This window comes from Promicromonospora alba (genome assembly GCF_042654905.1).
In the GTDB taxonomy this organism is placed as follows: Bacteria; Actinomycetota; Actinomycetes; order Actinomycetales; family Cellulomonadaceae; genus Promicromonospora; species Promicromonospora alba.
The window spans coordinates 318,157-344,764 of sequence record NZ_JBHSFI010000005.1; the positions used below are offsets into that span (position 1 = coordinate 318,157).

General features: G+C 72.8%; 25 protein-coding genes. 5 read left to right on the forward strand and 20 right to left on the reverse strand.

Going from position 1 to position 26,608, the window contains the following annotated elements; translation table 11 throughout:
* The first annotated feature begins 27 nt into the window (after nucleotides 1-27).
* Nucleotides 28-984, forward strand: a complete 957-nt coding sequence (locus ACFO6V_RS16425; RefSeq protein ID WP_377137016.1) for a quinone oxidoreductase family protein — start codon at nucleotides 28-30, stop codon at nucleotides 982-984.
* A 3-nt stretch (nucleotides 985-987) separates the two neighbouring features.
* On the opposite strand, the gene dprA is transcribed toward ACFO6V_RS16425, so the two are convergent.
* The 17 genes from dprA to ftsY form a co-directional block, all read right to left on the reverse strand.
* Nucleotides 988-2,340 carry a DNA-processing protein DprA gene (gene dprA / locus ACFO6V_RS16430; RefSeq protein ID WP_377137018.1) on the reverse strand — a complete coding sequence of 451 codons (1,353 nt, stop codon included), beginning with the start codon at nucleotides 2,338-2,340 and terminating at the stop codon, nucleotides 988-990.
* On the reverse strand, nucleotides 2,333-3,880 hold the full coding sequence (locus ACFO6V_RS16435) for a YifB family Mg chelatase-like AAA ATPase (RefSeq protein ID WP_377137020.1): 1,548 nt from the start codon (nucleotides 3,878-3,880) through the stop codon (nucleotides 2,333-2,335). Before ACFO6V_RS16435 ends, dprA begins: the two co-directional genes overlap by 8 nt.
* Complete coding sequence (locus tag ACFO6V_RS16440; RefSeq protein ID WP_377137022.1) at nucleotides 3,880-4,311, reverse strand: YraN family protein; 432 nt, start codon at nucleotides 4,309-4,311, stop codon at nucleotides 3,880-3,882. Before ACFO6V_RS16440 ends, ACFO6V_RS16435 begins: the two co-directional genes overlap by 1 nt.
* Nucleotides 4,312-4,515: 204 nt before the next feature.
* Nucleotides 4,516-4,815, reverse strand: coding sequence for a DUF2469 domain-containing protein (locus ACFO6V_RS16445; RefSeq protein ID WP_116674488.1), 300 nt, complete (start codon nucleotides 4,813-4,815; stop codon nucleotides 4,516-4,518).
* 7 nt (nucleotides 4,816-4,822) lie between these two features.
* Nucleotides 4,823-5,515: a ribonuclease HII gene (locus tag ACFO6V_RS16450; protein WP_377137024.1), complete on the reverse strand. Its 693-nt coding sequence runs from the start codon at nucleotides 5,513-5,515 to the stop codon at nucleotides 4,823-4,825.
* Nucleotides 5,516-6,286 carry a signal peptidase I gene (lepB, locus tag ACFO6V_RS16455; RefSeq protein WP_377137026.1) on the reverse strand — a complete coding sequence of 257 codons (771 nt, stop codon included), beginning with the start codon at nucleotides 6,284-6,286 and terminating at the stop codon, nucleotides 5,516-5,518. It abuts the gene before it with no gap.
* A gap of 210 nt (nucleotides 6,287-6,496) precedes the next feature.
* On the reverse strand, nucleotides 6,497-6,844 hold the full coding sequence (rplS, locus tag ACFO6V_RS16460) for a 50S ribosomal protein L19 (protein ID WP_116674485.1): 348 nt from the start codon (nucleotides 6,842-6,844) through the stop codon (nucleotides 6,497-6,499).
* Nucleotides 6,845-7,084: 240 nt separating this feature from the next.
* A complete protein-coding gene (gene trmD, locus ACFO6V_RS16465; RefSeq protein WP_377137027.1) occupies nucleotides 7,085-7,876 on the reverse strand; it encodes a tRNA (guanosine(37)-N1)-methyltransferase TrmD in 792 nt (263 codons plus the stop codon).
* Nucleotide 7,877: 1 nt separating this feature from the next.
* Nucleotides 7,878-8,453 (reverse strand): ribosome maturation factor RimM, encoded by a 576-nt coding sequence (gene rimM, locus ACFO6V_RS16470; protein WP_377137029.1) that lies wholly within the window; start codon nucleotides 8,451-8,453, stop codon nucleotides 7,878-7,880.
* 113 nt (nucleotides 8,454-8,566) lie between these two features.
* On the reverse strand, nucleotides 8,567-8,806 hold the full coding sequence (locus ACFO6V_RS16475; RefSeq protein WP_116674482.1) for an RNA-binding protein: 240 nt from the start codon (nucleotides 8,804-8,806) through the stop codon (nucleotides 8,567-8,569).
* A complete protein-coding gene (rpsP, locus tag ACFO6V_RS16480) occupies nucleotides 8,806-9,231 on the reverse strand; it encodes a 30S ribosomal protein S16 (RefSeq protein WP_377137031.1) in 426 nt (141 codons plus the stop codon). The genes ACFO6V_RS16475 and rpsP overlap by 1 nt, the downstream gene beginning before the upstream one ends.
* Nucleotides 9,232-9,453: 222 nt before the next feature.
* Nucleotides 9,454-10,575 carry an amidohydrolase family protein gene (locus tag ACFO6V_RS16485; RefSeq protein ID WP_377137032.1) on the reverse strand — a complete coding sequence of 374 codons (1,122 nt, stop codon included), beginning with the start codon at nucleotides 10,573-10,575 and terminating at the stop codon, nucleotides 9,454-9,456.
* Between the two features lie 64 nt (nucleotides 10,576-10,639).
* Nucleotides 10,640-12,277: a signal recognition particle protein gene (gene ffh, locus ACFO6V_RS16490; RefSeq protein WP_377137034.1), complete on the reverse strand. Its 1,638-nt coding sequence runs from the start codon at nucleotides 12,275-12,277 to the stop codon at nucleotides 10,640-10,642.
* 34 nt (nucleotides 12,278-12,311) lie between these two features.
* Entirely contained in the window at nucleotides 12,312-14,129 is a 1,818-nt protein-coding gene (locus tag ACFO6V_RS16495) for a [protein-PII] uridylyltransferase family protein (protein ID WP_377137036.1), read from the reverse strand.
* Between the two features lie 19 nt (nucleotides 14,130-14,148).
* Nucleotides 14,149-14,487 (reverse strand): P-II family nitrogen regulator, encoded by a 339-nt coding sequence (locus ACFO6V_RS16500; protein WP_116674478.1) that lies wholly within the window; start codon nucleotides 14,485-14,487, stop codon nucleotides 14,149-14,151.
* A gap of 43 nt (nucleotides 14,488-14,530) precedes the next feature.
* A complete protein-coding gene (locus tag ACFO6V_RS16505; RefSeq protein WP_377137038.1) occupies nucleotides 14,531-15,832 on the reverse strand; it encodes an ammonium transporter in 1,302 nt (433 codons plus the stop codon).
* A 285-nt stretch (nucleotides 15,833-16,117) separates the two neighbouring features.
* Nucleotides 16,118-17,305, reverse strand: a complete 1,188-nt coding sequence (ftsY, locus tag ACFO6V_RS16510) for a signal recognition particle-docking protein FtsY (protein WP_377137040.1) — start codon at nucleotides 17,303-17,305, stop codon at nucleotides 16,118-16,120.
* A gap of 159 nt (nucleotides 17,306-17,464) precedes the next feature.
* On the opposite strand from ftsY, the gene ACFO6V_RS16515 reads away from it, so the two are divergent.
* From ACFO6V_RS16515 to ACFO6V_RS16530, 4 genes are read left to right on the forward strand one after another with little or no spacing between them, the layout of a single operon-like run.
* Complete coding sequence (locus ACFO6V_RS16515) at nucleotides 17,465-18,514, forward strand: ABC transporter substrate-binding protein (protein WP_377137042.1); 1,050 nt, start codon at nucleotides 17,465-17,467, stop codon at nucleotides 18,512-18,514.
* Nucleotides 18,511-19,530, forward strand: coding sequence for a FecCD family ABC transporter permease (locus ACFO6V_RS16520; protein WP_377137043.1), 1,020 nt, complete (start codon nucleotides 18,511-18,513; stop codon nucleotides 19,528-19,530). The genes ACFO6V_RS16515 and ACFO6V_RS16520 overlap by 4 nt, the downstream gene beginning before the upstream one ends.
* Entirely contained in the window at nucleotides 19,527-20,591 is a 1,065-nt protein-coding gene (locus tag ACFO6V_RS16525; protein WP_377137044.1) for a FecCD family ABC transporter permease, read from the forward strand. Before ACFO6V_RS16520 ends, ACFO6V_RS16525 begins: the two co-directional genes overlap by 4 nt.
* Nucleotides 20,588-21,397, forward strand: coding sequence for an ABC transporter ATP-binding protein (locus ACFO6V_RS16530; RefSeq protein ID WP_377137045.1), 810 nt, complete (start codon nucleotides 20,588-20,590; stop codon nucleotides 21,395-21,397). The genes ACFO6V_RS16525 and ACFO6V_RS16530 overlap by 4 nt, the downstream gene beginning before the upstream one ends.
* A gap of 32 nt (nucleotides 21,398-21,429) precedes the next feature.
* On the opposite strand, the gene ACFO6V_RS16535 is transcribed toward ACFO6V_RS16530, so the two are convergent.
* From ACFO6V_RS16535 to ndk, 3 genes are all read right to left on the reverse strand, one after another.
* Nucleotides 21,430-21,969, reverse strand: coding sequence for a hypothetical protein (locus ACFO6V_RS16535; protein WP_377137046.1), 540 nt, complete (start codon nucleotides 21,967-21,969; stop codon nucleotides 21,430-21,432).
* A gap of 167 nt (nucleotides 21,970-22,136) precedes the next feature.
* Nucleotides 22,137-25,970 (reverse strand): chromosome segregation protein SMC, encoded by a 3,834-nt coding sequence (smc, locus tag ACFO6V_RS16540; RefSeq protein WP_377137047.1) that lies wholly within the window; start codon nucleotides 25,968-25,970, stop codon nucleotides 22,137-22,139.
* 161 nt (nucleotides 25,971-26,131) lie between these two features.
* A complete protein-coding gene (gene ndk, locus ACFO6V_RS16545; RefSeq protein WP_377137048.1) occupies nucleotides 26,132-26,605 on the reverse strand; it encodes a nucleoside-diphosphate kinase in 474 nt (157 codons plus the stop codon).
* Nucleotides 26,606-26,608 lie beyond the last annotated feature (3 nt).

A 26,608-nucleotide genomic window follows, 5' to 3' on the forward strand; every position in this document is an offset into this window, starting at 1 on the left:
GTCGGACGAGCACAGGAGGACGCAAAGATGCGTGCTGTACAGGTGACCGAGTTCGGCGGACCCGAGGTGCTGAAGGCCGTCGACGTACCCGAACCGACGGCAGGGCCCGGACAGGTGCTGATCGATGTCACGCGCATCGGCCTGAACTACGCCGACACGCACCAGGTGGAGAACTCGTACCAGACGCTGACCAGGCTCCCGTTCGTCCCCGGGGGCGAGGTGGTCGGGCGTACGCCGGACGGCAGGCGGGTCGTCGCACTCCTGGCGGGTGGCGGCGGATACGCCGAGCGTGCGGTCGCCGAGGAGGCGATGACCTTCCCCGTGCCGGACGGCGTGGACGACCTCACGGCCCTCTCCATGCTGGTGCAGGGCACCACCGCCTGGATCCTGCTGCGCAAGAACGCCCACCTCGAGCCCGGCGAGTCGGTGGTCGTGCACGCGGCGGCCGGCGGTGTCGGCACGATAGCCGTACAGCTGGCCAAGGCCTGGGGTGCAGGCCGGGTCGTCGCGACGGCGAGCAGCGACGAGAAGCGCGCCCTGGCCCTCGAGCTCGGCGCCGACGTCGCCGTGGACTCCCGCGCGGACGACATGACCGCGACCCTCATCGAGGCCAACGGCCGCCGTGTGGACATCGTGCTCGACATGGTCGGCGGGACCACCACCGACCAGAGCGTCGCGGCGCTCGCCCCCTTCGGCAGGCTGGTCTTCTACGGCATGGCGGGGCGCACGCCGCCGAAGCCCGTCGAACTGCGCAACCTGCTCGGCCACAGCACCACCGTGGCGGGCATGTGGCTCCCTCACGTGTTCCGCCTGCCCGGCGACCTCTACGGCACCGCGCTGACCGAGCTCTTCGAGCTCGCACGGGCCGGCGGAGTCCGCGCCGTGGCGGGCGGCGAGTACGCCCTGTCCGACGCCCGCGCGGCGCACGAGGCCCTGCGCTCGCGGGGCACCGTCGGCAAGCTGCTGCTCGACCCGACCCGGTGAGCCTCAACGCCTGCGCCAGCCTCCGTCCTTCTGCTCGGCCAGGCCCATGAGCTCCAGCAGCCCGAGCGCACCCGTCGTATCGCCGAGCGCGAGGCCTGCCGCGCGGGCGATCGACCGCTCGTGCGCCGCCTTCCGCACGGGTAGCGCGTCCAGCACCGCCTTGCCCGCCGCGTCGAGGTCGTCGCCGAGCCGGGTCTCGCCCCGGCGTTCCGGCGCACTCTCGCCCACGTCCCCGACCAGCTCTGCCGCCTCCGCCGCATCTGTGACGCAGACGGCGGCGCCCCGTCGCAGGAGCTCGTGGCAGCCGGCGGAAGCCATCGACGTGACCGGCCCGGGCACCGCCCCCAGCGGCCGAAGCAGCCTCGCCGCATGGTTGGCGGTGGACAGCGCACCCGATCGGACCGACGCCTCGACCACGACGGTGCCCGAGGTCAGCGACGCGATGAGGCGGTTGCGCTTGAGGAAGCGCTGCTTGCCCGGTACCGAACCCGGCGGCACCTCGCTCACCACCGCACCCTGCTCGACGGTCCGCCGGAGCAGGTCTGTGTTGCTCGCGGGGTAGAGCCGGTCGACGCCTCCCGCGAGAAAGGCCACGGTCGGCGACCCGGACACCAGCGCGCCCCGGTGCGCCTCCGCGTCGATGCCGTTGGCGCCGCCCGAGACCACCGTGAACCCGCGGTCGGCCAGGCCGCACGCCAGGGTCCTCGTCACGCGGATGCCGTAGTCCGTGCAGGCCCGTGAACCCACCAGGGACACCGAACGTTCCGCCAGCCGGGCCAGGTCCGGGTCGCCCCGCACCCACAGCGCCAGTGGACCGCCCACGCCCAGGTCGGCGACCCCGGCCGGCCAGCGCGGGTCGTCCGGGGTCAGGAACGTGCCGCCGTACCGGCCGAGCACTGCGAGCTCGCCCTCGGGATCGAGCCGTTCGAGCCGGGGCGCCCAGCGCAGCACGGCGGCCACGACCAGGTCCGCGGCCCGAGCGCCCGAAGTGGCTCCGCCGGGCCCATGCCTTTCGGCGGCGGGCCCTTCGGCGGCGGGCCCTTCGGCACGCGGCCCGAGCAGGCGCCCGGGTGCGTCGGCCCGGCCGCCCCCGCCCGGTCCAGGACCGCGGCCCGGTACGGCGTCCAGTGCCCCGGCACCGCCGATCCGGCGGAGTGCCGCGCCCGCCCGGTCCGGGGACCGGGCCGCGTCCACCAGCCAGTCGAGCGCGGCGACGGGACCGAGGTTGCCCACCAGTGCGCCGGCCACCGGATCCCCCGGCTCGGCGATCCGGCTCCAGGCGGCCCGGGCCAGTACCGGATCGTCGGCGTCGAACCTGAGACCCGTGCGGGGCAGGTCGAAGAGCGGCTCACCCATGGTCGCCCCCGGTGCGCAGCAGCAGCGCGTTCCCGACGTCGGGCACCGTGGGCGCGGCGCGCCCCGCCAGGTCCGCGATGGTCCAGGCCATCCGCAGCACCCGGTCGACGCCGCGCAGGCTGAGCCGGCCGTCGGTCATCGCCCGCTCGATCGGGCCGAGCAGACCCGGGTGCGGCCGCAGCAGGTCGCGCAGGAAGGGCCCGGGCATCTCGGCATTGGTGGACCACGGCGTGTCGGCCAGCCGGACGCGTGCGGCCTGCCGCGCGGCGAGCACGCGGGCTGCCACCACCGACGTCGCCTCGGACCTGCCCTCCAGCCGCTCCACGCGGTCGACCGGCTGCACCTCGACCTGCACGTCCACCCGGTCCAGCAGCGGGCCGGACAGCCGCGCGAAGTACCGGCGCCGTAACGTCGGCGAGCAGCTGCACTCGAGCCCCTTGCCGACCGCCAGCCCGCAGGGGCAAGGGTTCGCCGCGAGCACGAGCTGGAACCGGGCCGGGTAGCGCGCCGCGCCGCCCGACCGGTGGATCACGAGCTCGCCCTGCTCCAGCGGCTGGCGCAGCGTCTCCAGGACCCCCGCGCGAAATTCTGGGGCCTCGTCCAAGAACAGGATCCCGCGGTGCGCCCGCGACACCGCACCCGGACGCGGGATGCCCGACCCGCCGCCCACCACCGCGGCCTGCGTGGCCGTGTGGTGCGGGTCCTCGAACGGGGGCCGACGGATCAGCCCACCGCCCGGGTCGAACGTACCCGCGACGGAGTGCACCGCCGTGACCTCGACCGCCTCGCGGTCGGTGAGATCGGGGAGGATCCCAGGCAGCCGAGAGGCCAGCATGGTCTTGCCGGCCCCCGGCGGCCCGACCAGCAGCAGGTGATGGCCACCGGCGGCCGCCACCTCGAGGGCCGCCCGCGGCCGCTCCTGTCCCAGCACGTCGGCCAGGTCACCCGGCACGCGGGCGGCCAGCGCGGTCCGAGTCGGCCGCACGGTCACCACCTCGCGCACCAGCTCGGGCGGCCCGCCGTGCAGCGCCAGCACCTCGGCCAGGCTCGCCGCACCCACCACGCGGGCGCCTGGCACCAGCCGCGCCTCGTCGAGGTCCCCGGCCGCCACCACCACGTCCGGATACCCAGCGCCCACCGCAGCCGCGACCGCCGGCAGCACCCCGCGCACGGGCTGGAGCCGCCCGTCGAGCCCGAGCTCGCCCAGGTGCACCACCCGGTCCAGGCCGTCGCGCCGCAGACCCGCTGACGTGGGCCCCTCGGCTCCCGCCAGGATCGCCACGGCGATCGCCAGGTCGTACGCGCTGCCCTGCTTGCGCAGCGACGCGGGCGACAGGTTCACCGTGATCTTCTTGACGGGCCACTGCAGCCCCGTGCTGGTCACGGCTGCCCGGACCCGGTCGCGGGACTCGCTCAGGGCGGCGTCCGGCAGGCCGACCAGCGTGAACCCGGGGACGGACGCCGCGAGGTGCGCCTGCACCTCCACCACGTGCCCCTGCATCCCGACGAGGGAGACCCCTCGCGTGGTCGCCGTCCCCATCAGGCCACCGACTCGAGGTGCTCGACGACGGCCCGCCCCTGCTCCTGCAGCGTCACCGCTACCACGTCGATCCGGATCGCCCCGAAGCGGGTGCGCACGTCCGGCAGCACCGGCACCGGACAGCCCGGATTGGCCTCCTCGGCCATCCGGGCCGCCGCGAGCCGCTCCCGGAACACGGTGAGCCACTGTCCGGTCAGCCGCTTGATCCGCGCCAGCTTCCGCGGCGTGACCGCCTCCGCCGGGTGCCCGAACCCGTGGCCCGACCGGGTCTTGACCTCGATCACCACGAGCACGTCACCGTCGAGCGCGACGATGTCGAGCTCCCCGTCCTTGCCGCGCCAGTTGGTGTCGAGCACCTGCCAGCCGCGCGACACCACGTGCCGCAGCGCTACGCGTTCGCCGTACCGGCCTACGCCGTCCTTCTTCGCCATCGCGTCCACCTCCGTGACCAACCTTGGTCACGGCAGCGCCGCCCGGCGGGGTGCATCGGGTCGCCTGTGCACAGATCGACGTTCCACAGGCCCGGCGTCGTGCACGGAACGTTGCGGTCTCGTCAGGCGGGTCTGTGCCGGCCCGCGACAAGTTTCAGCAGAGCCACTGGTTCCGACAGAGCTACGAGGTCGAGCCGAGCCGCGTCAGAGCGACAGCTCCGCCTTCGCGAGCTCCTCGACGTTCACGTCCTTGAACGTCACCACGCGCACCGACTTCACGAAGCGCGCGGAACGGTAGACGTCCCACACCCAGGCGTCGGCGAGCCGCAGCTCGAAATACACCTCGCCCGCCGCGGACCGCACCTGCAGGTCCACCTGGTTGGCGAGGTAGAACCGGCGTTCGGTCTCCACCACGTAGGAGAACAGGCCCACCACGTCCCGGTACTCCCGATAGAGCGCGAGCTCCATCTCCGTCTCGTAGTTCTCGAGGTCTTCGGCGCTCACGACGACATCATCCCACCGACGCCGCGGTTCCGGGCAGGTTCCAGGATCTACGGTGCTGCGGCGTCGGACCGTGCAGCCCCAGCGCGTCCATGTGGGCCTTGGCGCTGTACCCCTTGTTCTGGTCCCAGGCGTACTCCGGGTGCCGCTGCGCCAGCTCGACCAGGATCCCGTCCCGCTCCACCTTGGCCAGCACGCTGGCAGCGGCCACCGACGTGCAGGTCATGTCGGCCTTGATCAGCGTCCGCACGGCGGGGTCGCGCACTGAGTCGTCCGGGGCGTCCGCCGCCGCGAACAGGTCGAGCGAGGGCGTGGAGAGCCAGTCGTGCTTTCCGTCCAGCACGACGACGTCGACGTCGCCGCACATCAGACGCACCTGGGCGAGCGCACGCCGGCCGGCCAACCTGAGTGCCGCGATGATCCCGACCTCGTCGATCTCCGCGGGACCCGCGTGGCCGACGCCCCAGGCCACCGCCCAGCGCCGCACAGCCGGCGCGATCGCCTCGCGCGCGGCGGGCGTCAGGAGCTTGGAGTCGGCGACGCCCTTGGGCCCGGTGCGCGTGGCGGCGTCGACCACCACGACGCCCACGCTGACCGGGCCCGCGAGGGCGCCGCGCCCCACCTCGTCCATGCCCGCGACGAGGCGGGCGCCGGAGGCGAGCAGCGCCCTTTCGTGTCGCAGCGTCGGGACCGCGCGGACCACCTACTTCTCCGCTGGAGGCGCGTCCGGAACACCGGCGAACACGTCGCTGGGGTTGCTGTGCCAGTTCAGCCGGTCCAGCGGCCACACCGTGGCGAACGCCGTCCCGACCACGTTGTCGACGGGTACGAAACCTCCGCCGGGCTTGCCGCGGTTCTTGCGGGAGTCCTGGGAGTTCTGGCGGTTGTCGCCCATCACCCAGAGCATGCCGTCGGGCACGGTGACCTCGAACTGGTCCTCGCTCGGGATCGACCCGGGCTTGATGTACGACGTCTCGTCGATGGGCGTGCCGTTCACCGACACGCGCCCCTCGGCGTCGCAGCACACGACGGTGTCACCAGGCAGCCCGATCAGGCGCTTGATGAGGTGGTCGCCGGTGTCCTGCGGCAGCAGGCCGACGGTGGTCAGGAACGACACCATGCCGTCGCCGATCGGCCCACGCTCCGGCGGCACGTACGGCGGCAGCCAGTCGCCCGGGTCCACGAAGACGACGATGTCCCCGTGCTTCAGGTCGAACGGGCCGGGTGTCAGGCGCGACGCCATCACGCGGTCGCCCTGCGTCAGCGTGTCCTCCATGGACGCGCTGGGGATGTAGAACGGCTGCACCAGCAGCGTCTTGATGAGCCACGACAGGATCAGCGCGCTGACGACGATGATCCCGATCTCCCGGAGCATCGCGACGAAGCCGGACTGCTGCTTTCTCGGTTCACGACCGTGCGCGGCTCCGCCCTCTCGATGCGCCCCGCTGCTCTCCCACGGTTCTGCTGAGCTCAAGGGCGTCCCATCAATAGGGGTGGGCGGCGCCACCCGGTCGAAACTCGTCACGGGGGTAACTCTGTCACCTCCGAGCGCCTGCGGCGAAATGGCTCGCGAGCGCACACGAGCCCTGTCTGATATCAACACAGACGCAGGTCACGTACGACGAAGGCCGCCGCCCTCGAAGCTGAGGACGACGGCCGATGCCGATGCTGTGACGCAGGCGCGTCAGTTGTCGCGCTTCTCGCGGATCTTCGCCTTCTTGCCGCGCAGGTCGCGCAGGTAGTAGAGCTTCGCGCGACGGACGATGCCGCGGCTGACGACCTCGATGGACTCGATCGACGGCGCGTGCAGCGGGAACTTGCGCTCCACGCCGACACCGAAGCTGACCTTGCGGACAGCGAACGTCTCGCCGATCCCGCCGCCGTGGCGGGAGATGACGACGCCCTGGAAGGCCTGGACACGAGAGCGGTTGCCCTCGACGACCTTGACGTTCACCTTGACGGTGTCGCCGGCACGGAACTCCGGGATGTCGGACCGCAGCGAGGCTGCGTCGATCATGTCGAGCTTCTGCATTGTTCTCTCCGGGCCTGCCACAGGTCAGGCACGAATATCGTGGGCCCCGCCGCGGCCTGCTGGCCGTCGGGTCCCGGAAGGGTGTGGATGCTGGTGCGGCTTTACCCGGTCAGGGGCGGTTGCCCGCCCCGGCCGTCCCCTGTGGCAGAGACCTGACCGGCGACGCACCGAGGGGTAATTCTGCCACACGCACGTGCGAACCGGCTCCCGGAGCAGGTGTGACGTCGGGCAGGGGCGACCTCAGGCCCGGACCAGCCCGTCGGTGCCGTCCGGGCCGCGCACCCAGCCGAGCTCCGCGAGCAGCGCCAGGTCGTGCTTGTCCAGGTTCGTCACGGAGAGCGCGGCGATCATGTCCGGCCGCAGCCGCGCCGTCCGCTCCAGCGCGCGGTCCCGGCGCCAGCGCTCGATCTTCGCGTGGTGCCCCGACAGCAGCACCTCCGGGATCTCGAGGTCCGCCCACGACGGCGGCTTCGTGTACACCGGGTACTCCAGCAGCCCCGCGGCGCCGTGCGACTCCTCCACCAGGGAGTCCGGGTTGCCGACCATGCCGGGGATCAGCCGCGCCACTGCCTCGATCATGACCAGCGAGGCGACCTCGCCGCCGTTGAGCACGTAGTCGCCTATCGACAGCTCGTGCACGGTGATCCCGGCGTCCCGGTAGTGCTGCGCCACACGCGCGTCGATGCCCTCGTACCGTCCGCACGCGAACACGAGCTGCTCCGCCGTCGCCAGGCTCTCGGCGTGCCGCTGCGTGAACACCTCGCCCGACGGCGTGGGGACGATCAGGTGCGCGCCCGTCGCACCGGTGTCCAGCACCTCGTCGATCGCGAGGCCCCAGACGTCGGGACGCATGACCATGCCGGCTCCCCCGCCGAACGGGGTGTCGTCGACCGTGCGGTGCCGGTCGGTCGTCCAGCCGCGCAGGTCGTGCACCCGCAGGTCCAGCAGGCCGCGCTGCCGCGCCTTGCCCACGAGCGACAGGTCGAGCGCCGCCAGGTAGTCGGGAAAGATCGAGATGACGTCGACGCGCACGTCAGTCGTCTTCCTGGTCGACCGCGTCGACATCATCAGCACGGTCGACGATCGCGGCGTCGGCGTCGCGCGCCAGCAGCCCGGCGGGCGGGGTCACCACGACGCGACCACCCTCGACGTCGACCACGGGCACCATCGCCAGGACGAACGGGACCAGCGTGCGGACGGTGCCGCCGCCGGGCAGGGTCTCCTCGATCAGGAGCGACTCGTGCGCCGGCATGTACTCCAGCGAGATCACCTTGCCGACCACCGTGCCGTCCTCGAGCTCGACGCGCAGGCCCGCGAGCTCGTGCGGGTACCAGGCGTCCTCCTCGTCGGAGGCGTCGGCCTCGATGACGAGCTCGGTCCCGCGCAGGTTCTCGGCGGCGGTCCGGCCGCTGATCTCGGCGAACGTGACCAGCCACCGGCCCTGGTGCTCGCGCGCGTGCGTCACGGTCAGCGGCCCGACGTCGGCCGGGACCGTCTCGAGCCGCTCGCCGATCGCGAGCCGGGTCTCCGGGTCGTCCGTGCGCACTTCGAGGGCTACCTCGCCCTTGAGCCCGTGCGCCTTGCTGACGCGGGCGACGGTCAGCTGCATGTGTCTCCTCGAAGAGTGAAGGTTGGGGGTCTCGACCAGCGGTTCGACGGGAACGAGCGAGGCCCGGTCCACGTTCGGACCGGGCCTCGTCGTCGTGCAGAGCAGTGATGCGCTCAGCGCCGGTCGACGTCCACGACGTCGACCCGCACCGGACCCTCTGCGGCAAGCGCACCGATCACGGTGCGCAGAGCGCGAGCCGTGCGACCACCTCGGCCGATGACTCGGCCGAGATCGTCGGGGTGCACGCGGACCTCGAGCAGGTCACCACGGCGCAGCGTCTTCGCGGAGACGCGAACGTCTTCCGGGTTGTCCACGATGCCGCGCACCAGGTGCTCGAGGGCCTCCGAGAGCATCAGGCCTCGTCGCCCTCGGCCGGCGCAGCCGGAGCCTCGGCGGCGGCGGCAGCAGCCTTCTCGGCAGCCCTGGCCTTGGCCTTCTCGGCATCGGCGTTGACGGCCTCGATGGCGGCGGCCGAGTCGGCCTTCTCGCCCTTGACGCGCAGGGTGCCCTCGGCGCCCGGCAGGCCCTTGAACTTCTGCCAGTCACCGGTCACCTTGAGCAGTACGGCGACCTGCTCGGTCGGCTGTGCGCCGACGCCGAGCCAGTACTGTGCGCGCTCCGACTTGATCTCGATGAGCGACGGCTCCTCGGTCGGGTGGTACTTGCCGATCTCCTCGATCACGCGACCGTCGCGCTTGGTGCGCGAGTCGGCGACGACGACACGGTAGTACGGGGCCCGGATCTTGCCGAGGCGCTTGAGACGAATCTTGACAGCCACGAAGTGGTATCTCCTGTTGAATGGGGTGGTCCGAGCACCGCGACGTGGGGTGAAGCGGTGGGTTGAACCGAGACGCGGCCTTGCCGGGTGAGAGGGGCCCGGGCACGCCGAGTACCTGCACATTGTGCCAGACGGCGAGGGGCGCCACCAACCGCGTGTGCGTCACACCGCACTGACGTGTCAGACGTACAGGTCACCCGGGTGACCTGTACGTCTGACAGGTCAGCGCGCCGTCGGGTACACCGTGCCGCGCAGGACGACCGCCGTGGGGTGACGCAGCACCTCGATGTCCTCGCGCGGGTCCGCCGGGTACACCACGAGATCGGCGCTGGAGCCCTCGACGACGGCCCCGAAACCCAGGTAGTCGCGGGCTCGCCAGGACGCCATCGCCACGACCTCCGCCGCCGGGATGCCCGCAGCCACCAGCTCGGCGCACTCGTCGGCGATCCGGCCGTGGGAGATGGTCCCGCCCGCGTCGGTGCCCACCAGGAGCCGCACGCCTGCCTCGTGCAGGTCGCGCACCTGCTGGTAGCGGTTCGCGTACATGGCGCGCATCCGCGCCGCGTACACCGGGTACTTGCCGTCGGCCTGCGCTGCGATGCTCTCGAACTGGCCGATCTGCAGCAGGGTGGGCGTCACCGCGATCCCGCGTTCGGCGGCCGCCGCCATGTGCTCGGCGGTCATGCCGGTCCCGTGCTCTATGCAGTCCACCCCGGCGGCCAGCAGAGAGTCGATGGTCTCGGTGGCGAAGGCGTGCACGGTGACCCGGGCGGCCTCGGCGTGCGCGACGGCGACCGCCTCCTTGAGCAGGTCCTCGGGCCACAGCGGGCGCAGGTCGCCGTCGGCCCCGAGGGACCGGTCGATCCAGTCGCCCACGAGCTTGACCCAGCCGTCGCCGCGCCGGGCCTGGGTGCGCACCGCCTCGGGGAGCTGCTCGGGCGACTCCAGCTCGAGCCCGTAGTTGCGCAGGTACCGCTTGCGCAGCGCCAGGTGCGTGCCCGAGCGCAGCAGGTGCGGCAGGTCGCTGCGGTCGTGCACCCACGCGGTGTCCAGCGGCGAGCCGGCGTCGCGGATCAGCAGCACTCCGGCGTCGCGGTCGGCCACCGCCTGCTTCTCGGCCTCCTCCACCGGCACGACGCCGTCGGCGGCCAGCCCGATGTGGCAGTGCACATCCACCAGGCCGGGCAGCGCCCAGCCCTGAAGGATCTGCATGTTGGTGCCCTGCGCCGACGGGCGCGTCAGGCTGACGCGACCCCCGCGGACCCAGATCTCCTCGGCCTCGCGGTCGTCACCCAGCAGGATGCGCCCGCGGATCGCCGCGGTCGGACCTTCCAGCGCAGACATGCGGCTCCCTCGTTCTCCCCGAACTCGTACTCCCAGATTCAGCCCGTGGGACCACAGGCCACCGTCACCGACCCAGGAACTTCTCCAGGCCGGGCGGGAGCTCGATGTTGCTGAGGTCGGGCGCAGCGTCCTTCTTGGGGGCGACGCCGAAGGCCGAGCCGGCCGGCGCCGGCGGGGCGGCCGCGGGTCCGCCGCCGAGCGCGCGCTGCATCGCTTCCTGCTCCTGCTGGGCGCGCTTGGCCGGGTTCCCGGACTTGCCCTTCTTGCCCTTCTTCGGCGGAGCCGTCTTGCCGCGCGACTTCTTGCCCATGCCCATGCCGGGACCGCCGGGCATCGCGGGCATACCGCCGGGGCCCATGCCGCCGCCCTTCGACATCTGGCGCATCATCTTCTGGGCGTTCTCGAACCGCTCCAGGAGCTGGTTGATGGCCGTCGTCGTGGTGCCGGAGCCCTTGGCGATCCGGGCTCGGCGCGAGCCGTTGATGATCTTCGGGTTCTCACGCTCGGCGGGCGTCATCGAGTGGATGATCGCCTCGATGCGACCCACCTCGCGCTCGTCGAACTGGTCGAGCTGGTCGCGCATCTGGGCCATGCCCGGCAGCATGCCGAGCATCTTCTTCATCGAGCCCATGTTCTTCAGCTGCTGCATCTGCACCAGGAAGTCCGCGAGCGTGAAGTCCTGGCCGCTGGCGACCTTGGCCGCCATCTTCTCGGCCTCGCCGGCGTCGAACGCCTTCTCGGCCTGCTCGATCAGGGTGAGCACGTCACCCATGTCGAGGATGCGGCTCGCCATGCGGTCGGGGTGGAAGACCTCGAAGTCCGTGAGCTTCTCGCCCGTGGACGCGAACATGATGGGCCGGCCGGTCACCTTGGCGACCGAGAGGGCGGCACCACCGCGGGCGTCACCGTCCAGCTTGGAGAGCACCACGCCGGTGAAGTCGACGCCGTCGGCGAACGCCTTGGCGGTGTTCACCGCGTCCTGGCCGATCATCGCGTCGATGACGAACAGGACCTCGTCCGGGTTCACCGCGGCGCGGATGTCCGAGGCCTGCTGCATCAGCACCTCGTCGATGCCGAGGCGGCCGGCGGTGTCCACGATGACGACGTCGTGCTGGCGTTCCTTGGCGTAGGCGACGCCGTCCCGCGCGACTCCCACCGGGTCGCCGATCAGCGGCGCGTCGGCGGCGGGGTCGTCGGCCACCGAGGTGTTGCCCGGGTGCGGCGCGAACACCGGCACGCCGGCGCGTTCGGCGACCACGGACAGCTGGGTCACGGCGTTCGGGCGCTGCAGGTCGGCGGCGACCAGCACCGGCGTGTGGCCCTGCCCCTTCAGCGCGTGCGCGAGCTTTCCGGCCAGCGTCGTCTTACCGGCACCCTGCAGACCCGCGAGCATGATCACGGTGGGCGGCGTCTTGGCCAGCGTGAGCGGGCGCGTGGCCCCGCCGAGGATGTCGACGAGCTCCTCGTTGACGATCTTGACGACCTGCTGGGCGGGGTTCAGCGCACCGGAGACCTCGGACGAGAGCGCGCGCTCGCGCACCGCGGCGGTGAACTCGCGCACCACGGGCACCGCGACGTCGGCGTCGAGGAGGGCGCGGCGGATCTCCCGCACGGTCGCGTCGATGTCCGCCTCGGAGAGACGGCCCCGCGCGCGCAGGTTCTTGAACGTCGAGGTAAGCCGGTCGGACAGGGAATTGAACACGGGCACAGCCTAATCGACGGGGGTCACGAGTCGTTCATCCGGGCAGCAGCGCGCGGGCCCGCTCCGTGAGCCCGTCCACGAGCCTCGCCCGCCAGCCCGTCCAGTGCTTCGGGCCCAGGGACGTCGTGTCCGCCTCCGTCAGGGCGCGCAGCACGTCGAGCAGGTCGCGCCGGTGGTCCACGGCGTCCAGGAGTGTCGCGAGCGTCGCCGGGTCGGCGGGGTCGGCGGTGGTGGCCAGGTCCGCGAGCGTGAGGTGGTGCCGCACGAGCCGCGTGACGTCGTCGACCACCTGGGGTGCGAAGCCGGCGCGCGTCAGGATGCCCGGCACCAGCCGGGCCCCCTCGACCGAATGGTCGGCGGCGCCGCGCACCTTGCCGATGTCGTGCAGCAACGCGGAGAGCAGCAGGAGGTCGCCCGATGTCGCCCCAGGGTGCGCGCCGGTGCCGGACGCCAGCTCCGGCAGGTGGCGGCGCAGCTTCGCCGCCACGGCCGCCGTCTCGACGAGGTGCCGGTCCACGGTGTGCCGGTGGATCGCCGCGCGCTGCGGCCGGTTGCGCACGTCCGCCCACTCCGGGATCCAGGAGGTGACCACCCCGGCGAGGTCGAGCGCCTCCCACACCGGGACCTGCGCCTGCCCTGCTGCGAGCAGCGCGAGCAGGCTCTCGCGTGCGGCCGGCGGCCACGGCTCGGGCAGGGGCGGGCACTGCTCCAGGCTCCGGATGGTCACCGGCGAGAGCACGAGCCCGGTCCTGGCAGCGGTCGCGGCGGCCCGCAGCGGCAGCAGCGGGTCCTCGGCCGGGCGGGTGCCGACGCCGAGCACGAGCTCGCCGTCGTGCTCGACCAGGCCGTCGCCCACCGAGCGGAGGCGCGGCGGCGTGCGCCGTCCGCGCACCCACAGGGGCTTGCCGACGCCCACCGGGCGCGACAGGGCCTGCCGCGCGCCGCGCACCGTCATGTCGAGCGCGTAGGAGATGACCCGGCCCGCCTCGGCGAGGCTCGCCAGCAGCTCGTCGCCGTCGTCGTACCCGGTGAGCTCGGCGACCTCTTCGAGATCGGCCAGCAGCAGGCGGCTGGTGCGTCGCCGCGTGACCACCTGCAGGGTGTCGCGCACGTCGAGCAGGTGCGTGTAGGACGCGTCCACCGCGCCGTGCGGACGGTCGGTGAGCCAGGTGGCGGCGAGCGCGGACAGCAGGACAGCGTCCCGCATGCCGCCGCGCGCCTCCTTGAGGTCGGGCTCGATGAGGTACGCGAGCTCCCCCGCGCGCTGCGCGCGGTCCCGGGTGGACGTGATCAGCTCGGGCAGCCGCCGCCGCGCGGCGGCGCGCCAGTCGGTGAGCACCGCGGTCGCGGCACGGTGCACGACGACGGCGTCGCCGGCCACCGCGCGCACGCTCAGCCAGCCGATCACCGCCGGGAGGTCGCTCGCCGCGACCTGCCGGGACTGGCTCAGGGAGCGCACCGCGTGGTCGATGTCCACGCCCGAGTCCCACAGCGGGTACCAGAGGCGTTCGGCCACCTGCTGCAGCTCTTCCGGACCGTGGGTCCGCCCGTCGTGCACGAGCACGAGGTCGAGGTCGCTCAGGGGCCCGAGCTCGCCCCGGCCGAGGCTGCCGACCGCCGCCAGCGCGATACCCGACGGGTCCACGTCCCTGGTCGCCTCAGCGAACAAGGAACCGAGCCGGTCGGTGACCCGCTGCCCGACGGCGGACCGCCGGGCCAGGCCCGAACGGCCCGGACCGGTCAGGTCCGCGGCGATGGTGAGGAGCTCGTCGCGGAGGCCCCGCACCCCAGCGGTGGGGTGCGGGGCCTCCGGCTGCTCCCTGGCGCCCTCGGGCGCCGGGTCACTGCTCATACGTCGACGAACGCTCCCGTCAGAGGGCGGAGTCGCCGTGCTCGCCGGTGCGCACGCGGGCGACGTCGTCGACCGTCACCACCCACACCTTGCCGTCACCGATCTTGCCGGTCTGGGCCGCGCCGACGATCGCGTCGGTCACCGCGGTGACGTCGGCGTCCGTGACGAGGACCTCGATGCGGACCTTCGGCACCAGGTCGACGGTGTACTCGGCACCGCGGTAGACCTCGGTGTGGCCCTTCTGCCGGCCGTAGCCGCTGGCCTCGCTCACGGTCATACCGCGAACCCCCGCACCCTCCAACGCCGTCTTCACGTCGTCGAGACGGTGGGGCTGGATGACACCCGTGACGAGCTTCATGCGCGTACCTCCTTCAGAGTCGGCTGCTGCACCGTGGTCACGGTCAGCGCACCTCGGTGATCGTAGAGCCGGAGTTCTCGTATGCGGTCTCACCGTGGACGGCGAGGTCGATACCGCTGACCTCGGCCTCCTCGGAGATGCGCCAGCCCAGCGTGAACTTCAGGGCGTAGGCGATGATCGCGGTGACGACGGCGCTGAAGATGACGGCGACGAGCGCGGCGACGATCTGGCTGATGAGCTGCGTGAAGCCGCCCCCGTAGAACAGGCCGTTCAGCGCGCCCTCCGGGTACCAGACCCCGTAGCTCGCGTTGTCCGTGGCGAAGAAGCCCAGGAGCACGGTGCCGACGAGGCCACCGACCAGGTGCACACCGACGACGTCGAGCGAGTCGTCGAAGCCGAACTTGAACTTCAGGCCGACGGCCAGGGCGCAGAGGATGCCCGCCACGACGCCGATGGCGATGGAACCGAAGGTGTCGACCGCCGCGGCGGCCGGAGTGATGGCGACCAGACCGGCGACCACACCCGACGCGGCACCGAGGGTGGTCGGTGCGCCGTCACGAAGCTTCTCGGTGGCCATCCAGGCCAGCATCGCGACACCGGTCGCGACGAGCGTGTTCAGCCAGGCGCGGCCGGCCGTGCCGTCGGCGGCGAACTCCGAACCGGCGTTGAAGCCGAACCAGCCGAACCAGAGGAGGGCCGCACCGAGCATGACGAACGGGAGGTTGTGCGGGCGCATGGCCTCGGTGCCGAAGCCCTTGCGCTTGCCGATGACCAGCGCGAGCACGAGACCGGCCACACCGGCGTTGATGTGCACCACGGTGCCGCCGGCGAAGTCGATGGGTGCGGAGAGGGCCGTCGCGATCGGGCCGTCGACGCCCAGCAGGCCGCCGCCCCACACCATGTGCGCGACGGGGCTGTAGACCAGCGTCACCCAGAGGGCGGCGAAGACGAGCCAGGTGCCGAACTTGACGCGGTCAGCGATCGCGCCGGAGATGAGGGCGACCGTGATGATCGCGAAGGTCGCCTGGAAGGCAGCGGCGACGGTTGCCGGGACGCCGACGGCGGCCATCAGCGACTCGTCGTCGGTCATCGCGAGGCCGAAGAAGTCGGCAGGGTTGCCGATGATGCCGCCGATGTCGGAACCGAAGGTCAGCGAGTAGCCGTAGAGCACCCAGATCAGACCGGCGACGCCGATCGAGCTGAAGCTCATCATCATCATGTTGAGGACGCTCTTCCCGCGCACCATGCCGCCGTAGAAGAACGCCAGGCCCGGCGTCATCAGCAGCACGAGCGAGGAGGCGGTGATCATCCAGGCAGTGTTTCCACTGTCCAGTTCGAATTCCATCAGGTGCCTCTCTCCCCGGACCGGTCCTGGTGACTCGGCCCACCGCGACTACCGTCGCGGGAAGCGGTTACGCGCGACCTGCATCGAGGTTACGAATGCGTGACGCAGACGGGCGGCATGTAAACGTCTCATTTCGCGTCCGGGTTGGGCGAATTTTTGGACCGAACTGTGATCGGCTCGATATTTGACGGCTATGCGCTTGTAACGTGCCGCTCACATAGCATTCTCACCTGTTGGACAGTCGTCCATTAAAGAGCGCTCCACCGCGCAATTACTGATGAGGAATCAGCCCAGAATGCCGTCGACGAACTCCTCCACGTCGAACGGCGCCAGGTCGTCCGGGCCCTCGCCGAGGCCGATGAGCTTGACCGGGACGCCGAGCTCCCGCTGCACCTGGACGACTATGCCGCCCTTGGCGGTGCCGTCGAGCTTCGTCAGCACGATTCCCGTGACGCCGGCGACCTCCGCGAAGACGCGCGCCTGGGAGAGTCCGTTCTGGCCAGTGGTCGCGTCCAGCACCAGCAGCACCTCGCTCGGCGCGGCGACCTTGCTGGAGACCCGCACGATCTTGCCGAGCTCGTCCATGAGGCCCGCCTTGTTCTGCAGGCGCCCGGCGGTGTCCACCAGCACGACGTCGATCTTCTCGTCGCGTCCGCGCGCGACCGCCTCGAACGCGACCGACGCCGGGTCGGCGCCCTCGCGGTCGGAACGCACGGTGGGTACGCCCACCCGGTCGCCCCAGGTGGTGAGCTGGTCCGCCGCCGCCGCCCGGAAGGTGTCGGCGGCGCCGAGCACGACGCTGCGGCCGTCGGCCACCAGCACCCGGGCGAGCTTGCCGACCGTCGTCGTCTTGCCCGTGCCGTTCACGCCCACCACGAGGGTCACGGCGGGCAGGTGCGTGCCGTCGTCAGCGGTGGTCGGCTCGGTCCGCAGCGTGCGGTCGAGGGTCGGGTCCAGGAGCGCCACCAGCTCGGAGCGGAGCAGGTCGCGCACCGCGGCGGGCTCCCGTACGCCCAGCACCCGGACCTTGGTACGCAACGCCTCCAGCAGCTCTGTCGTGGGGCCCGCCCCGACGTCCGCGAGGAGCAGCTCCTCCTCGATCTCGTCCCAGTCGTCCTCGGTGAGCGAGTCGCGGGACAGCACGGACAGCAGCCGCGCACCCAGGGGCGAGCCGGAGCGCGCGAGGCGGTCGCGGAGCCGCACCAGGCGGCCGGCGGTGGGGGCCGGGGTCTCGAGGGGCGCCTCGCGGGTGGGGCTCGGCGCGTCGCGCGTGGGGCTCGTCTCCTCGCGGGTCGGGCTCGTCGAGGCCCCCGGCTCGACCGCTACCTCCGGCTCGCGTTCGACCGCCGTCCGGCCGCCACCCTGGTCCTGGGTGCGCCTCCGGCGTCGGGCAACGAGGAGGCCGGCGATACCGCCGCCACCCGCGAGGACGACGACGGCGGAGATGATCTCGATCCAGGGAAGCTCGTTCACGCCCCAGATTCTTCCATCCCGTGGACGGCGGCGCGGCAGCCGCCGTCCGCCCGGCCGCCAGGTGCCTCCGGCAACCGACCCGTTCTTAGGCTTGCCTAATCACGAGTGTAGGGTGACGTGGCCGTGCCACTTTCATCCAGGACACAGAGGAACACCACCATGCCCCGCGCCCTGTCAGCGACCGTCGCCACCCTGGCCCTCGGAGCCGTCCTCCTCACCGGCTGCGGTGCGGCCGACGAGGGCGGCGACGGCGACAACAAGTCCAACGTCGCCGCCGGCCAGGACGGGTTCGCCGACGTCCAGAAGCTGGCCGCGCAGCTCGGCACCGACGCAGCACCCGGCGAGTTCCCCCGCACGGTACGCAACCTCGTGGCCAACGAGGAGGTCGGCGAGACCGTCATCCCCGCCAAGCCGGAGCGCGTCGTCGTGCTCGACACGGGCGAGCTCGACAACATGGCATCCCTCGGCATCGAACCTGTCGGCATCGCCCACCCCGCCGACGTCGGGATGGCTCCCGACTACCTCGACGTCGGCGACGCCGTGGACCTGGGCCCGTACGACGCCCTGGACCTCGAACAGATCAAGAACCTCGAGCCGGACCTGATCCTCGGCACGTCGCTCCGGATCGACGACGACAACCTCAAGCGTCAGCTGCAGGACATCGCGCCGACCGTCCTCGCACCTCGTCCCGGCGTGCTCTGGAAGGAGAACTTCCTGCTCAACGCCGCCGCCGTCGGCGAGGAGGAGAAGGCGCAGGAGCTCCTGACCGCCTACGAGACGCGCGCCGCGGAGGTCGGGGCCGAGGTCGCCGAGGCGAACGGCGGCACGGCACCCACCATCTCGATGCTGCGCTTCATGGCCGGCCAGATCCGGCTGTACGCCAACGACTCGTTCATCGGCATCATCCTCGCCGACGCCGGCCTGCCCCGGCCGGAGACCGAGGACATCGCGGACCTCGCCGTGGAGATCTCCGCCGAGGAGATCACGCTCGCCGAGGGCGACTGGCTGCTGTGGGGCACCTACGGCCAGCCCGACGCCACCGAGCAGGCGGCAGTGGTCGACGGCCCCCTCTGGGACCAGGTCCCCGCGGTGGCGAACGGCGGCGTCGTGCGCGAGGTGGCGGACGAGACCTGGTACCTGGGTCTGGGTGTGACGGGGGCCGACCTGGTCCTCGACGACCTGGAAGCCATCGCCGCCGACCAGCGGTGAGCGCACCCCGGACCATCGCGGCGAGCAGGACGGCGCTCGCCGCCGTCCTGCTGGTCACGCTCGTCCTGCTGGTCGCCGCCGCGCTGGCCGGCGTCACGGTGGGCACGCGGGTCCTGTCCCCCGCCGAGACCTTCGCCGGGCTGCTGGGGCACGACGGCATCGCCGCGACGGTGATCTGGGAGCTGCGGCTGCCCCGGACCCTGCTCGGCCTGCTCGTCGGCTCGGCGCTGGGCGTCGCCGGGGTGCTCGCACAGGCGGTCACCCGCAACCCGCTGGCTGACCCCGGCCTGCTCGGCATCTCCGCGGGCGGCGCCGTGGCGGTCGTGGCGGGCAGCGCGTTCCTCGGCCTCGGGGCGGGGACACCCCGCGTGCTGCTGGCGCTGGCCGGCGCGGCCCTGGCGACCGCCGCCGTCTACCTGTTCGCGAGCCGGTCGCCGGAAGGGCTGACGCCGGTGAACATGACGCTCGCCGGGATGGCCATGACGGCGTTCCTCGGCGCGGCCGTCTCGGCGACGGTGCTGCTCAACGCCTCCACCATGGACCAGTACCGGTTCTGGGTGGTGGGCGCGCTGAGCCTGCCCGACCCCGCGGTGCTGCTCCCGGCGATCCCGCCGGCGGTCGCGGGCGGCGTCCTGGCCGTGGTCGTCTCCGGCTCGCTCAACGCCCTGGCCCTCGGGGACGACACGGCGGCCGCCCTCGGCGTCGCCGTCATGCGGACCCGGCTGCTCGCCGGGGCGGCGGTCGTCCTCCTTTCGGGCACCGCCGTGGCGCTGGCCGGCCCGATCGCCTTCGTGGGCCTGGTCATCCCGCACGTCGCCCGGGCCCTGGTCGGGACCGACGTGCGGCGGGTGCTCGCGCTCTCGGCGCTGCTCGGACCCCTGCTCCTGGTGACGGCTGACGTCGTCGGCCGGCTGGTCGCGCGCCCGGCGGAGGTACAGGTCGGCGTCGTCACGGCGCTGCTCGGCACGCCCTTCTTCATCTGGCTGACCCGGCGCGCGAAGGAGCGTTCCCGGTGATCGCCGCCCCGCCCCGCCGGCCCGTCCGGACGGCGCGCTCCCTGCTGCCCCGGCCCCGGCCGCGCCGACGAGTGGTCGTCGCCGTGCTCGGGACGCTGCTGTTCCTCGCGCTCGTGGCCGCGACCGCCCTGAGCCTGGGCGACGAACCGACGACGCCCGCCGCCCTGTGGGCGGCGCTCCAGGGGCACGGACCCGAGAACACCGTCTACGCGGTGCTCGAGGTCAGGCTCCCCCGGGTCGTCCTGGCCGTCGTCGTCGGCGCCGCGTTCGGGGTCTCCGGCGGGCTGAGCCAGAGCGTGCTGCGCAACCCGCTGGCCAGCCCCGACGTGCTCGGCATCAGCGCGGGCGCCTCGGTGGCCGTGGTGGCCGTCATCGCGATCGGCTCGCTGGGCGGCCCCGTCGGCGTCGTCCCCGTCCCGGTCGCGGCCCTCGCGGGCGGCCTTGCCGCCGCCGCGCTGATCGCGCTGCTCGCCCGGGACGGCGCCCTGCGCGGCAGGCGCATCCTCCTGGTCGGCATCGCGCTGTCCGCGGCGCTCACGGCGCTGACCCAGTTCCTGCTGACCCGGATCGACGTCTACGACGCGCAGCGCTCGGCGGCCTGGCTCACCGGCAGCCTGAACGCGCGCGGCTGGGGCGAGGCCGTGCCCGTCGTCGTCGGCGTGGCACTCCTGCTGCCCGCCGCCCTGGTGCTCGCCCACACCAACCGTGCGCTCCTGTTCGAGGACGACGTCGTCGCCGGGTGGGGCGTCCGGCCGGGCGCCGCCCGGGCGGCCCTGCTGGTGATCGCGGTGCTCCTCGCCGCCCTGGCGACGTCGGCCGCCGGACCGGTCGCGTTCGTCGCGCTGGTCTCCGGGCAGGTGGCCCGCCGGCTGGCCGCCGTCCCCGACATCCCGCCGGTCCTGGCGGGCGCCGCCGGCGCCGCGCTCGTGCTGGTGGCGGACACCGTCGCACGCACGGCGCTGCCGTTCCAGCTCCCCGTCGGCGTGCTGACCGCCCTGGTGGGCGCGCCCTACCTGCTGTACCTGCTGCAGCGCCGCCGCTCGACGAGAGGTACCCCATGAACACGGCCATCGCGTCCGACGCCCGCCTGCGGGCGGACGCGGTCACCCTCGGCTACGGCGACCGGACCGTCGTGCGTGCGCTGTCGCTCGACGTGCCCGACCAGCAGGTCACGGTCATCGTCGGGCCGAACGCCTGCGGCAAGTCCACGCTCCTGCGCGGGTTGGCCCGGCTCATGCCGCCCACGAGCGGCACCGTGCTGCTGGACGGCAAGGCGATCGCCGACCGGCCCACCCGGGAGGTGGCTCGCGTCATGGGCATGCTGCCCCAGTCTCCTGTCTCGCCCGAGGGCATCAGCGTCCGGGACCTCGTCTCGCGCGGGCGCCACCCGCACCAGAGCTGGTGGCACCAGTGGGGCGAGGCGGACACGGAGGCCGTGACGGACGCGCTGCGCGCCACGGGTACCGAGGGCCTCGCCGCGCGGGACGTGGACGAGCTGTCCGGCGGGCAGCGCCAGCGGGCCTGGATCGCCATGGCGGTCGCCCAGCAGACGGACCTGCTGCTCCTGGACGAGCCGACCACCTACCTGGACATGGCTCATCAGCTCGACGTGCTGGAGCTGGTCTCGACGCTCAACCGGGACCGGGCGCGGACGGTCGTCATGGTGCTGCACGACCTCAACCTCGCCTGCCGCTACGCGCACCACATCGTCGCCATGCGCGACGGCGAGATCGTCGCGGAGGGCTCGCCCGCCGAGGTGGTGACAGCCGACCTGCTGCGCGAGGTGTTCTCCGTGGAGGCGTCGATCCTCACCGACCCGCTGAACGGCACGCCCGTGATCGTGCCGCACCGGACGGTACAGGCCTAGCAGATGGTGCAGGCCCAGGTGATGGCGTAGCCCTAGCTCGCGGCCTGGGCCGGGCCTTCCTCCGCAGCCGATTCCTGCGTGACGGGCCGGACGGGACGAACCGTCCGCACCGGCCGAACTGCCCGGAGCTGGCCGGGGACCAGGTTGGCGGGCTTGATCGGCACCGGACCGAGCGGCACGTGCAGGGTCTTCTGCGCCTGGTCGCGTGCCCGGTTCAGGACGTCGGTCAGCTCCTCGGCGTCGACGTAGCCGGGCTTCGACTCGATGGTCGCGGCGAAGAACTCGGACATGCCCATGTCCACCGGCTTGGTGTCCGGCTTGACCACCGGGGGCTTGCCCACCCACACGGAGGGCGCGCCCACCGCGTGCGTCGCCACGGCGGAGGCCCCGAGGCGGCGGCCGTCCTTGCGTCGCTTGGCGTCACCACGGATGTGTGCGATGCCGGACCGGAACCACTGGAGGAACGAGAACTCCTCACTCCTGTTCGAGGGCGCGTCCATCTGGCTGGCTACGACGAAGACGCCCACCGCCAGGACCAGGCACACCACGAGCAGAATGACCGACCACCACATGGGCCCATTGTGGCGTGTCTTGTCCGGTACCGCCGCGCAGAGCGCCGCGACACGCCGTGCGACACGCGCGATTTCAGGAGGAGAAATCCCTCACACCTGGCGTTTCGCAGCCGAGGGGTGCCGAATTTCACCCCTTTGTGTGGCTTGGGCCGCGGGTCGGGCCCGGCTCAGGCGGTGACGGTCTCGCGCTCGCCCATGCGCTGACTGATCAGAGTCGTGACGCCGTCGCCCCGCATCGTCACGCCGTAGAGGGCGTCCGCGACCTCCATGGTGCGCTTCTGGTGCGTGATCACGATGAGCTGGCTGTCCTTCTGCAGCTCCTTGAAGATCTCGATGAGGCGGCCGAGGTTCACGTCGTCGAGCGCGGCCTCCACCTCGTCCATGATGTAGAACGGGCTGGGCCGCGCCTTGAAGATCGACACGAGGAACGCCACCGCCGCCAGCGAACGCTCACCACCCGACAGCAGCGACAGCCGCTTGACCTTCTTGCCGGCCGGCCGCGCCTCGACCTCGATGCCGGTGGTGAGCAGGTTGTCGGGGTCGGTCAGCGTCAGCTTGCCCTCGCCACCGGGGAACAGCCGGGGGAAGATCTCGAGGAACTTGGCCGCCGTGTCCTGGAACGCCTCGGCGAACACCTGCTGCACCCGCTCGTCGATGTCGTCGACGATCTGGAGCAGGTCCTCGCGGGACTTCTTCAGGTCGGCGAGCTGGTCCACCAGGAACTGGTGCCGCTCCTCCAGGGCCGCGAACTCCTCCAGCGCGAGCGGGTTCACCGCGCCGATCCGCGACAGGGCCTTCTCGGCCTTCGCCAGCCGGGCCTCCTGCTCCTCACGGACGTACGGGACCATCCGGTCGGGCTTCGGCTCGGTGGACTCGGGCTCCTCGCCGGCGGCGGTCTCGCCCTCGGCAGGCGCCTCCTCCGGCTCGGCTCCGGCTGCCGCGACGATCACGGCGGTCGCCGCGGGGTCGTCGGGCCGAAGACCGGCCTCGTGCAGCGCACGCGTCCGGGCGATGAGCGCGTCCTCGCGCGCTGCCGCGCCGCGCGGCAGCGTGGGGTCCCCCTCGTAGCGGATCGGGTTGCCCTCGTCGTCGCGCTCGACGACGGCGCGCCGCTTGCGACCGCGCACCGCGGCGTCGCCCTCGTACACCGGGACCGGCTGGTGCGGGCCGAACTCCTCCATGAGCACGTCGGGGTCCATGCCCAGCTCGTCGGAGGCACGCGACTGGAGCTGCTCCAGGCGCAGCACCTGCTGTGCGCGGGCGACCTCGTCCCGGTGCGCGACGTCGGTGAGCTCGCGCAGCTGGCCCGTCAGCGACTCGACGGTGCCCCGCACGGCGAGCAGCTGTTCCGAGCCGGCGGCCCGGGCCTCCTCCGCGGCCGCCTTGTCGGCCACCGCACGGTCCAGCGACCGGGCGATCGCCTCGAGCGCCACGGCTACCGCCTGCTGCACCAGCGTCGCGCGCTCGGCGTCCCGACGCCGCAGCTCCTCACGTTCCGCGGCCAGCGCACGAGCCTCGCGCTCCTGCTCGGCGGCCGCCGTCAGCGCCTGCGCACGACCCGAGACGGCACGCGCCCGTTCCTCGGCGGTCCGCAGGGCCAGCCGAGCCTCGGTCTCGCGCGCCCGGGCCGCGGTGGCGGCGGCCGCTGCCTCGTCCCGCTGGGCCTGCAGGTCGTCGATCGACCCCTCACCGTCGGAGGGCTCCTCCTCGGCGATCGTCATGCGCTCGACGAGCGCCTCGAGCTCGATCTCGTCCTCCGCGCGGCGCGACTGGGCCTGCTCCAGCGCCGCGCGGTGCCGGTCCGCCTCCGCCTGGGCGGCGCGTGCGGCCGCGCCCAGCGACCCGAGCTGCTCGGCGGCCGCGGCGCGCGCGGCGTCCGCCTCCCCGAGGCGGGCGAGCGTCTCGTCGTACCGCTCCTGCGCCGCCGTCCGCTCGGTCCGGGCGCGCTCGAGGTGCGCGGTCCCGTCGGTCTCCCGGGCCGCGGCCTCGTCGCGCGCGGCCTTGGCCTCGTCCAGCGCCGACTGCAGGTGCAGCACGCTCGGTGCGGCCGCCGATCCGCCCCAGGCGCGCGTGACACCCAGCAGGTCGCCTGCCCGGGTCACGGCGACCACCGGCTGGTCGCGCACCAGGGCCCGGGCCCGGGCGAGGTCGTCCACGACCACCACGTCCCGCAGGATCGTCAGCAGCGCCGCCGACGCCGGGCCGGCGACCTGCACCACGTCCGTCGCCCACCGGGCTCCGGCGGGGAGGTCGACCGCCGGACGGTCGGCGCCGACGGTGGCCGGACGGTCCGAGCCGACGACCAGGCTGGCGCGGCCCGCGTCCTCGTCACGGAGGAGCCGCAGCGCGTCCACCGCCTCGTCGACGCCGGCGACCGCGACGGCGTCCGCCACCGGGCCGAGCGCGGCGGCCACCGCATCCTCGAAACCGGCCTCGATGCCCAGCAGCGCGGCGACCGAGCCGAGGACTCCCGCCTGGTCGGCGGCCAGCAGCGTGCCGGCGCCGTCCTTGCGGTCCAGGCTCAGCTCCAGCGCCTCGACCTTCGCGGCCGCCGAGCTGCGGTCCCGCTGCGCGGTGGTCACCTGCTCCTGGAGGTGCCGCACCTCGGCCTTGGCCAGCTCGAGCACCCCGGCCGCCGCCTCGTGCGCGACGTCGAGCCCTTCCGCGCCGTCCTCGCCACCCACGCCGACCTCGGTCTCGAGCGCGCCGAGCTCGCGCGACGTGCTCTCCGCCCGCTGCTCCGCCTCGAGCAGGGCCTCGCGCAGCCGGTCCAGCTCGGACTGCGCCGCCTCGACCCGGCTGCGCCGCGCGGCGACCTGGCCGGCCAGGCGGGCAAGGCCTTCGCGGCGGTCCGCGGCGGCGCGCAGCAGCGCGGCGTGCGAACGTTCGGCGGCCTGTGCCGCCGCCTCCGCCTCGGCGCGCGCGTCGACAGCGGTCTCGACGACCTCGTGGGCCATCTCGACCTCGGTGACCAGCTCTTCCTCGCTCGCGCGGGCTCGTGCCGCCTGCGCCTCGAGGTCGTCGGGGTCCTGGCCCAGACGGGTCGGCTCGGCGGTACCCAGGAGGCGGGCACGCTCGCCCGCCAGGGACTGCAGGCTGCGCAGGCGCTCCCGTGTCTGGGACAGCGCGAAGACCGTGTCGCCGGCCTGGTTGACCTGCTGCGACTCCGCGGACATCGCCGCTTCCAGGCGGGCCAGGGTGCCGCGGGCCTCGGTGAGCGCCGCCTCGGTCTCGGCCTGGCGCTCCTTGAGCGACCGCTCGTCCGCGCGCTCCTGCTCCAGCTGCGCGGTGAGCTGCGCGAGGTCGTCGGCGAGCAGGCGGGACTTCGCGTCCCGCAGCTCGCGCTGCACGGTCTGCGCCTTGCGCGCCGCCTCGGCCTGCCTGCCGAGCGGACCCAGCTGGCGGCGCAGCTCGGCGGTCAGGTCACCCAGGCGCGCGAGGTTGCCCTGCATCGCGTCGAGCTTGCGGAGCGCCTTCTCCTTGCGCTTGCGGTGCTTGAGGACGCCGGCGGCCTCCTCGATGAAGCCGCGCCGCTCCTCCGGCGTCGCGCGCAGGACGGCGTCGAGCTGGCCCTGCCCCACCACGACGTGCATCTCGCGCCCGATGCCGGAGTCGCTCAGGAGCTCCTGGATGTCCAGCAGGCGGCAGCTGTTGCCGTTGATCGCGTACTCGGAACCGCCGCTGCGGAACAGCGTGCGGGAGATCGTGACCTCGGTGTAGTCGATCGGCAGCGCGCCGTCGGTGTTGTCGATCGTCAGGGCCACCTCGGCGCGGCCCAGCGGCGCGCGGCCGGTCGTGCCGGCGAAGATGACGTCGTCCATCTTGCCGCCGCGCAGCGACTTGGCACCCTGCTCGCCCATGACCCAGGAGAGCGCGTCGACCACGTTGGACTTGCCGGAGCCGTTGGGGCCCACCACGCAGGTGATGCCCGGCTCCAGCTCGAGGGTGGTCGCCGACGCGAAGGACTTGAATCCCCGGAGCGTGAGCGTCTTGAGGTGCACTGGGTGAGCCTAACTGTGCATTCGGGCTGAACGTCGGACGAACGGCGGGTATACGCCGAAGTAGCACTGTGGCGAGGAGGTCTCGACAAGTGCGACCAGCGGTGGTCGAGCTTGTCGAGACCCCCTCGCCATAGTGCTACTTCGGCAGGGGTAGGTGCGGGTCAGCCCAGTTCCGGGAACCAGAGGGCGATCTCGCGCGCCGCCGACTCCGGCGAGTCCGAGCCGTGCACGAGGTTCTGCTGCACCTTGGTGCCCCAGTCGCGGCCCAGGTCACCACGGATGGTGCCGGGGGCGGCGTCGGTCGGGTTCGTGGCGCCGGCCAGCGAGCGGAAGCCGGGGACGACGCCCTGGCCCTCGGCCACCACGGCCAGCACGGGGCCGGACATCATGAACTCGACCAGCGGGGCATAGAACGGCTTGCCCTCGTGCTCGGCGTAGTGCGCGGCGAGCAGCTCGGTGGTGGCGTCCTTCAGCTGCACGGCCCGCAGCGTGTAGCCCTTGGCCTCGATGCGGCGCAGGATCTCGCCCGACAGGCCGCGGCGGACGCCGTCCGGCTTGACGAGGACGAGGGTGCGCTCGGCCACGGGCTGCGTCGAGGCCTCCGTGGGCAGGGTCTTCTCTGCGACGTCGGTCATGGG

Bases quoted from the DNA above. Each gene is read 5' to 3' on its own strand.
- ACFO6V_RS16425 (WP_377137016.1), top strand. From the start codon at position 28: ATGCGTGCTGTACAGGTGACCGAGTTCGGCGGACCCGAGGTGCTGAAG.
- dprA (WP_377137018.1), bottom strand. From the start codon at position 2,340: ATGGGTGAGCCGCTCTTCGACCTGCCCCGCACGGGTCTCAGGTTCGAC.
- ACFO6V_RS16435 (WP_377137020.1), bottom strand. From the start codon at position 3,880: ATGGGGACGGCGACCACGCGAGGGGTCTCCCTCGTCGGGATGCAGGGG.
- ACFO6V_RS16440 (WP_377137022.1), bottom strand. From the start codon at position 4,311: ATGGCGAAGAAGGACGGCGTAGGCCGGTACGGCGAACGCGTAGCGCTG.
- rplS (WP_116674485.1), bottom strand. From the start codon at position 6,844: ATGCAGAAGCTCGACATGATCGACGCAGCCTCGCTGCGGTCCGACATC.
- rimM (WP_377137029.1), bottom strand. From the start codon at position 8,453: ATGCAGCTGACCGTCGCCCGCGTCAGCAAGGCGCACGGGCTCAAGGGC.
- ACFO6V_RS16475 (WP_116674482.1), bottom strand. From the start codon at position 8,806: ATGCTCTCGGAGGCCCTCGAGCACCTGGTGCGCGGCATCGTGGACAAC.
- ACFO6V_RS16485 (WP_377137032.1), bottom strand. From the start codon at position 10,575: ATGTCTGCGCTGGAAGGTCCGACCGCGGCGATCCGCGGGCGCATCCTG.
- ACFO6V_RS16495 (WP_377137036.1), bottom strand. From the start codon at position 14,129: ATGAGCAGTGACCCGGCGCCCGAGGGCGCCAGGGAGCAGCCGGAGGCC.
- ACFO6V_RS16500 (WP_116674478.1), bottom strand. From the start codon at position 14,487: ATGAAGCTCGTCACGGGTGTCATCCAGCCCCACCGTCTCGACGACGTG.
- ACFO6V_RS16505 (WP_377137038.1), bottom strand. From the start codon at position 15,832: ATGGAATTCGAACTGGACAGTGGAAACACTGCCTGGATGATCACCGCC.
- ACFO6V_RS16515 (WP_377137042.1), top strand. From the start codon at position 17,465: ATGCCCCGCGCCCTGTCAGCGACCGTCGCCACCCTGGCCCTCGGAGCC.
- ACFO6V_RS16530 (WP_377137045.1), top strand. From the start codon at position 20,588: ATGAACACGGCCATCGCGTCCGACGCCCGCCTGCGGGCGGACGCGGTC.
- ACFO6V_RS16535 (WP_377137046.1), bottom strand. From the start codon at position 21,969: ATGTGGTGGTCGGTCATTCTGCTCGTGGTGTGCCTGGTCCTGGCGGTG.
- ndk (WP_377137048.1), bottom strand. From the start codon at position 26,605: ATGACCGACGTCGCAGAGAAGACCCTGCCCACGGAGGCCTCGACGCAG.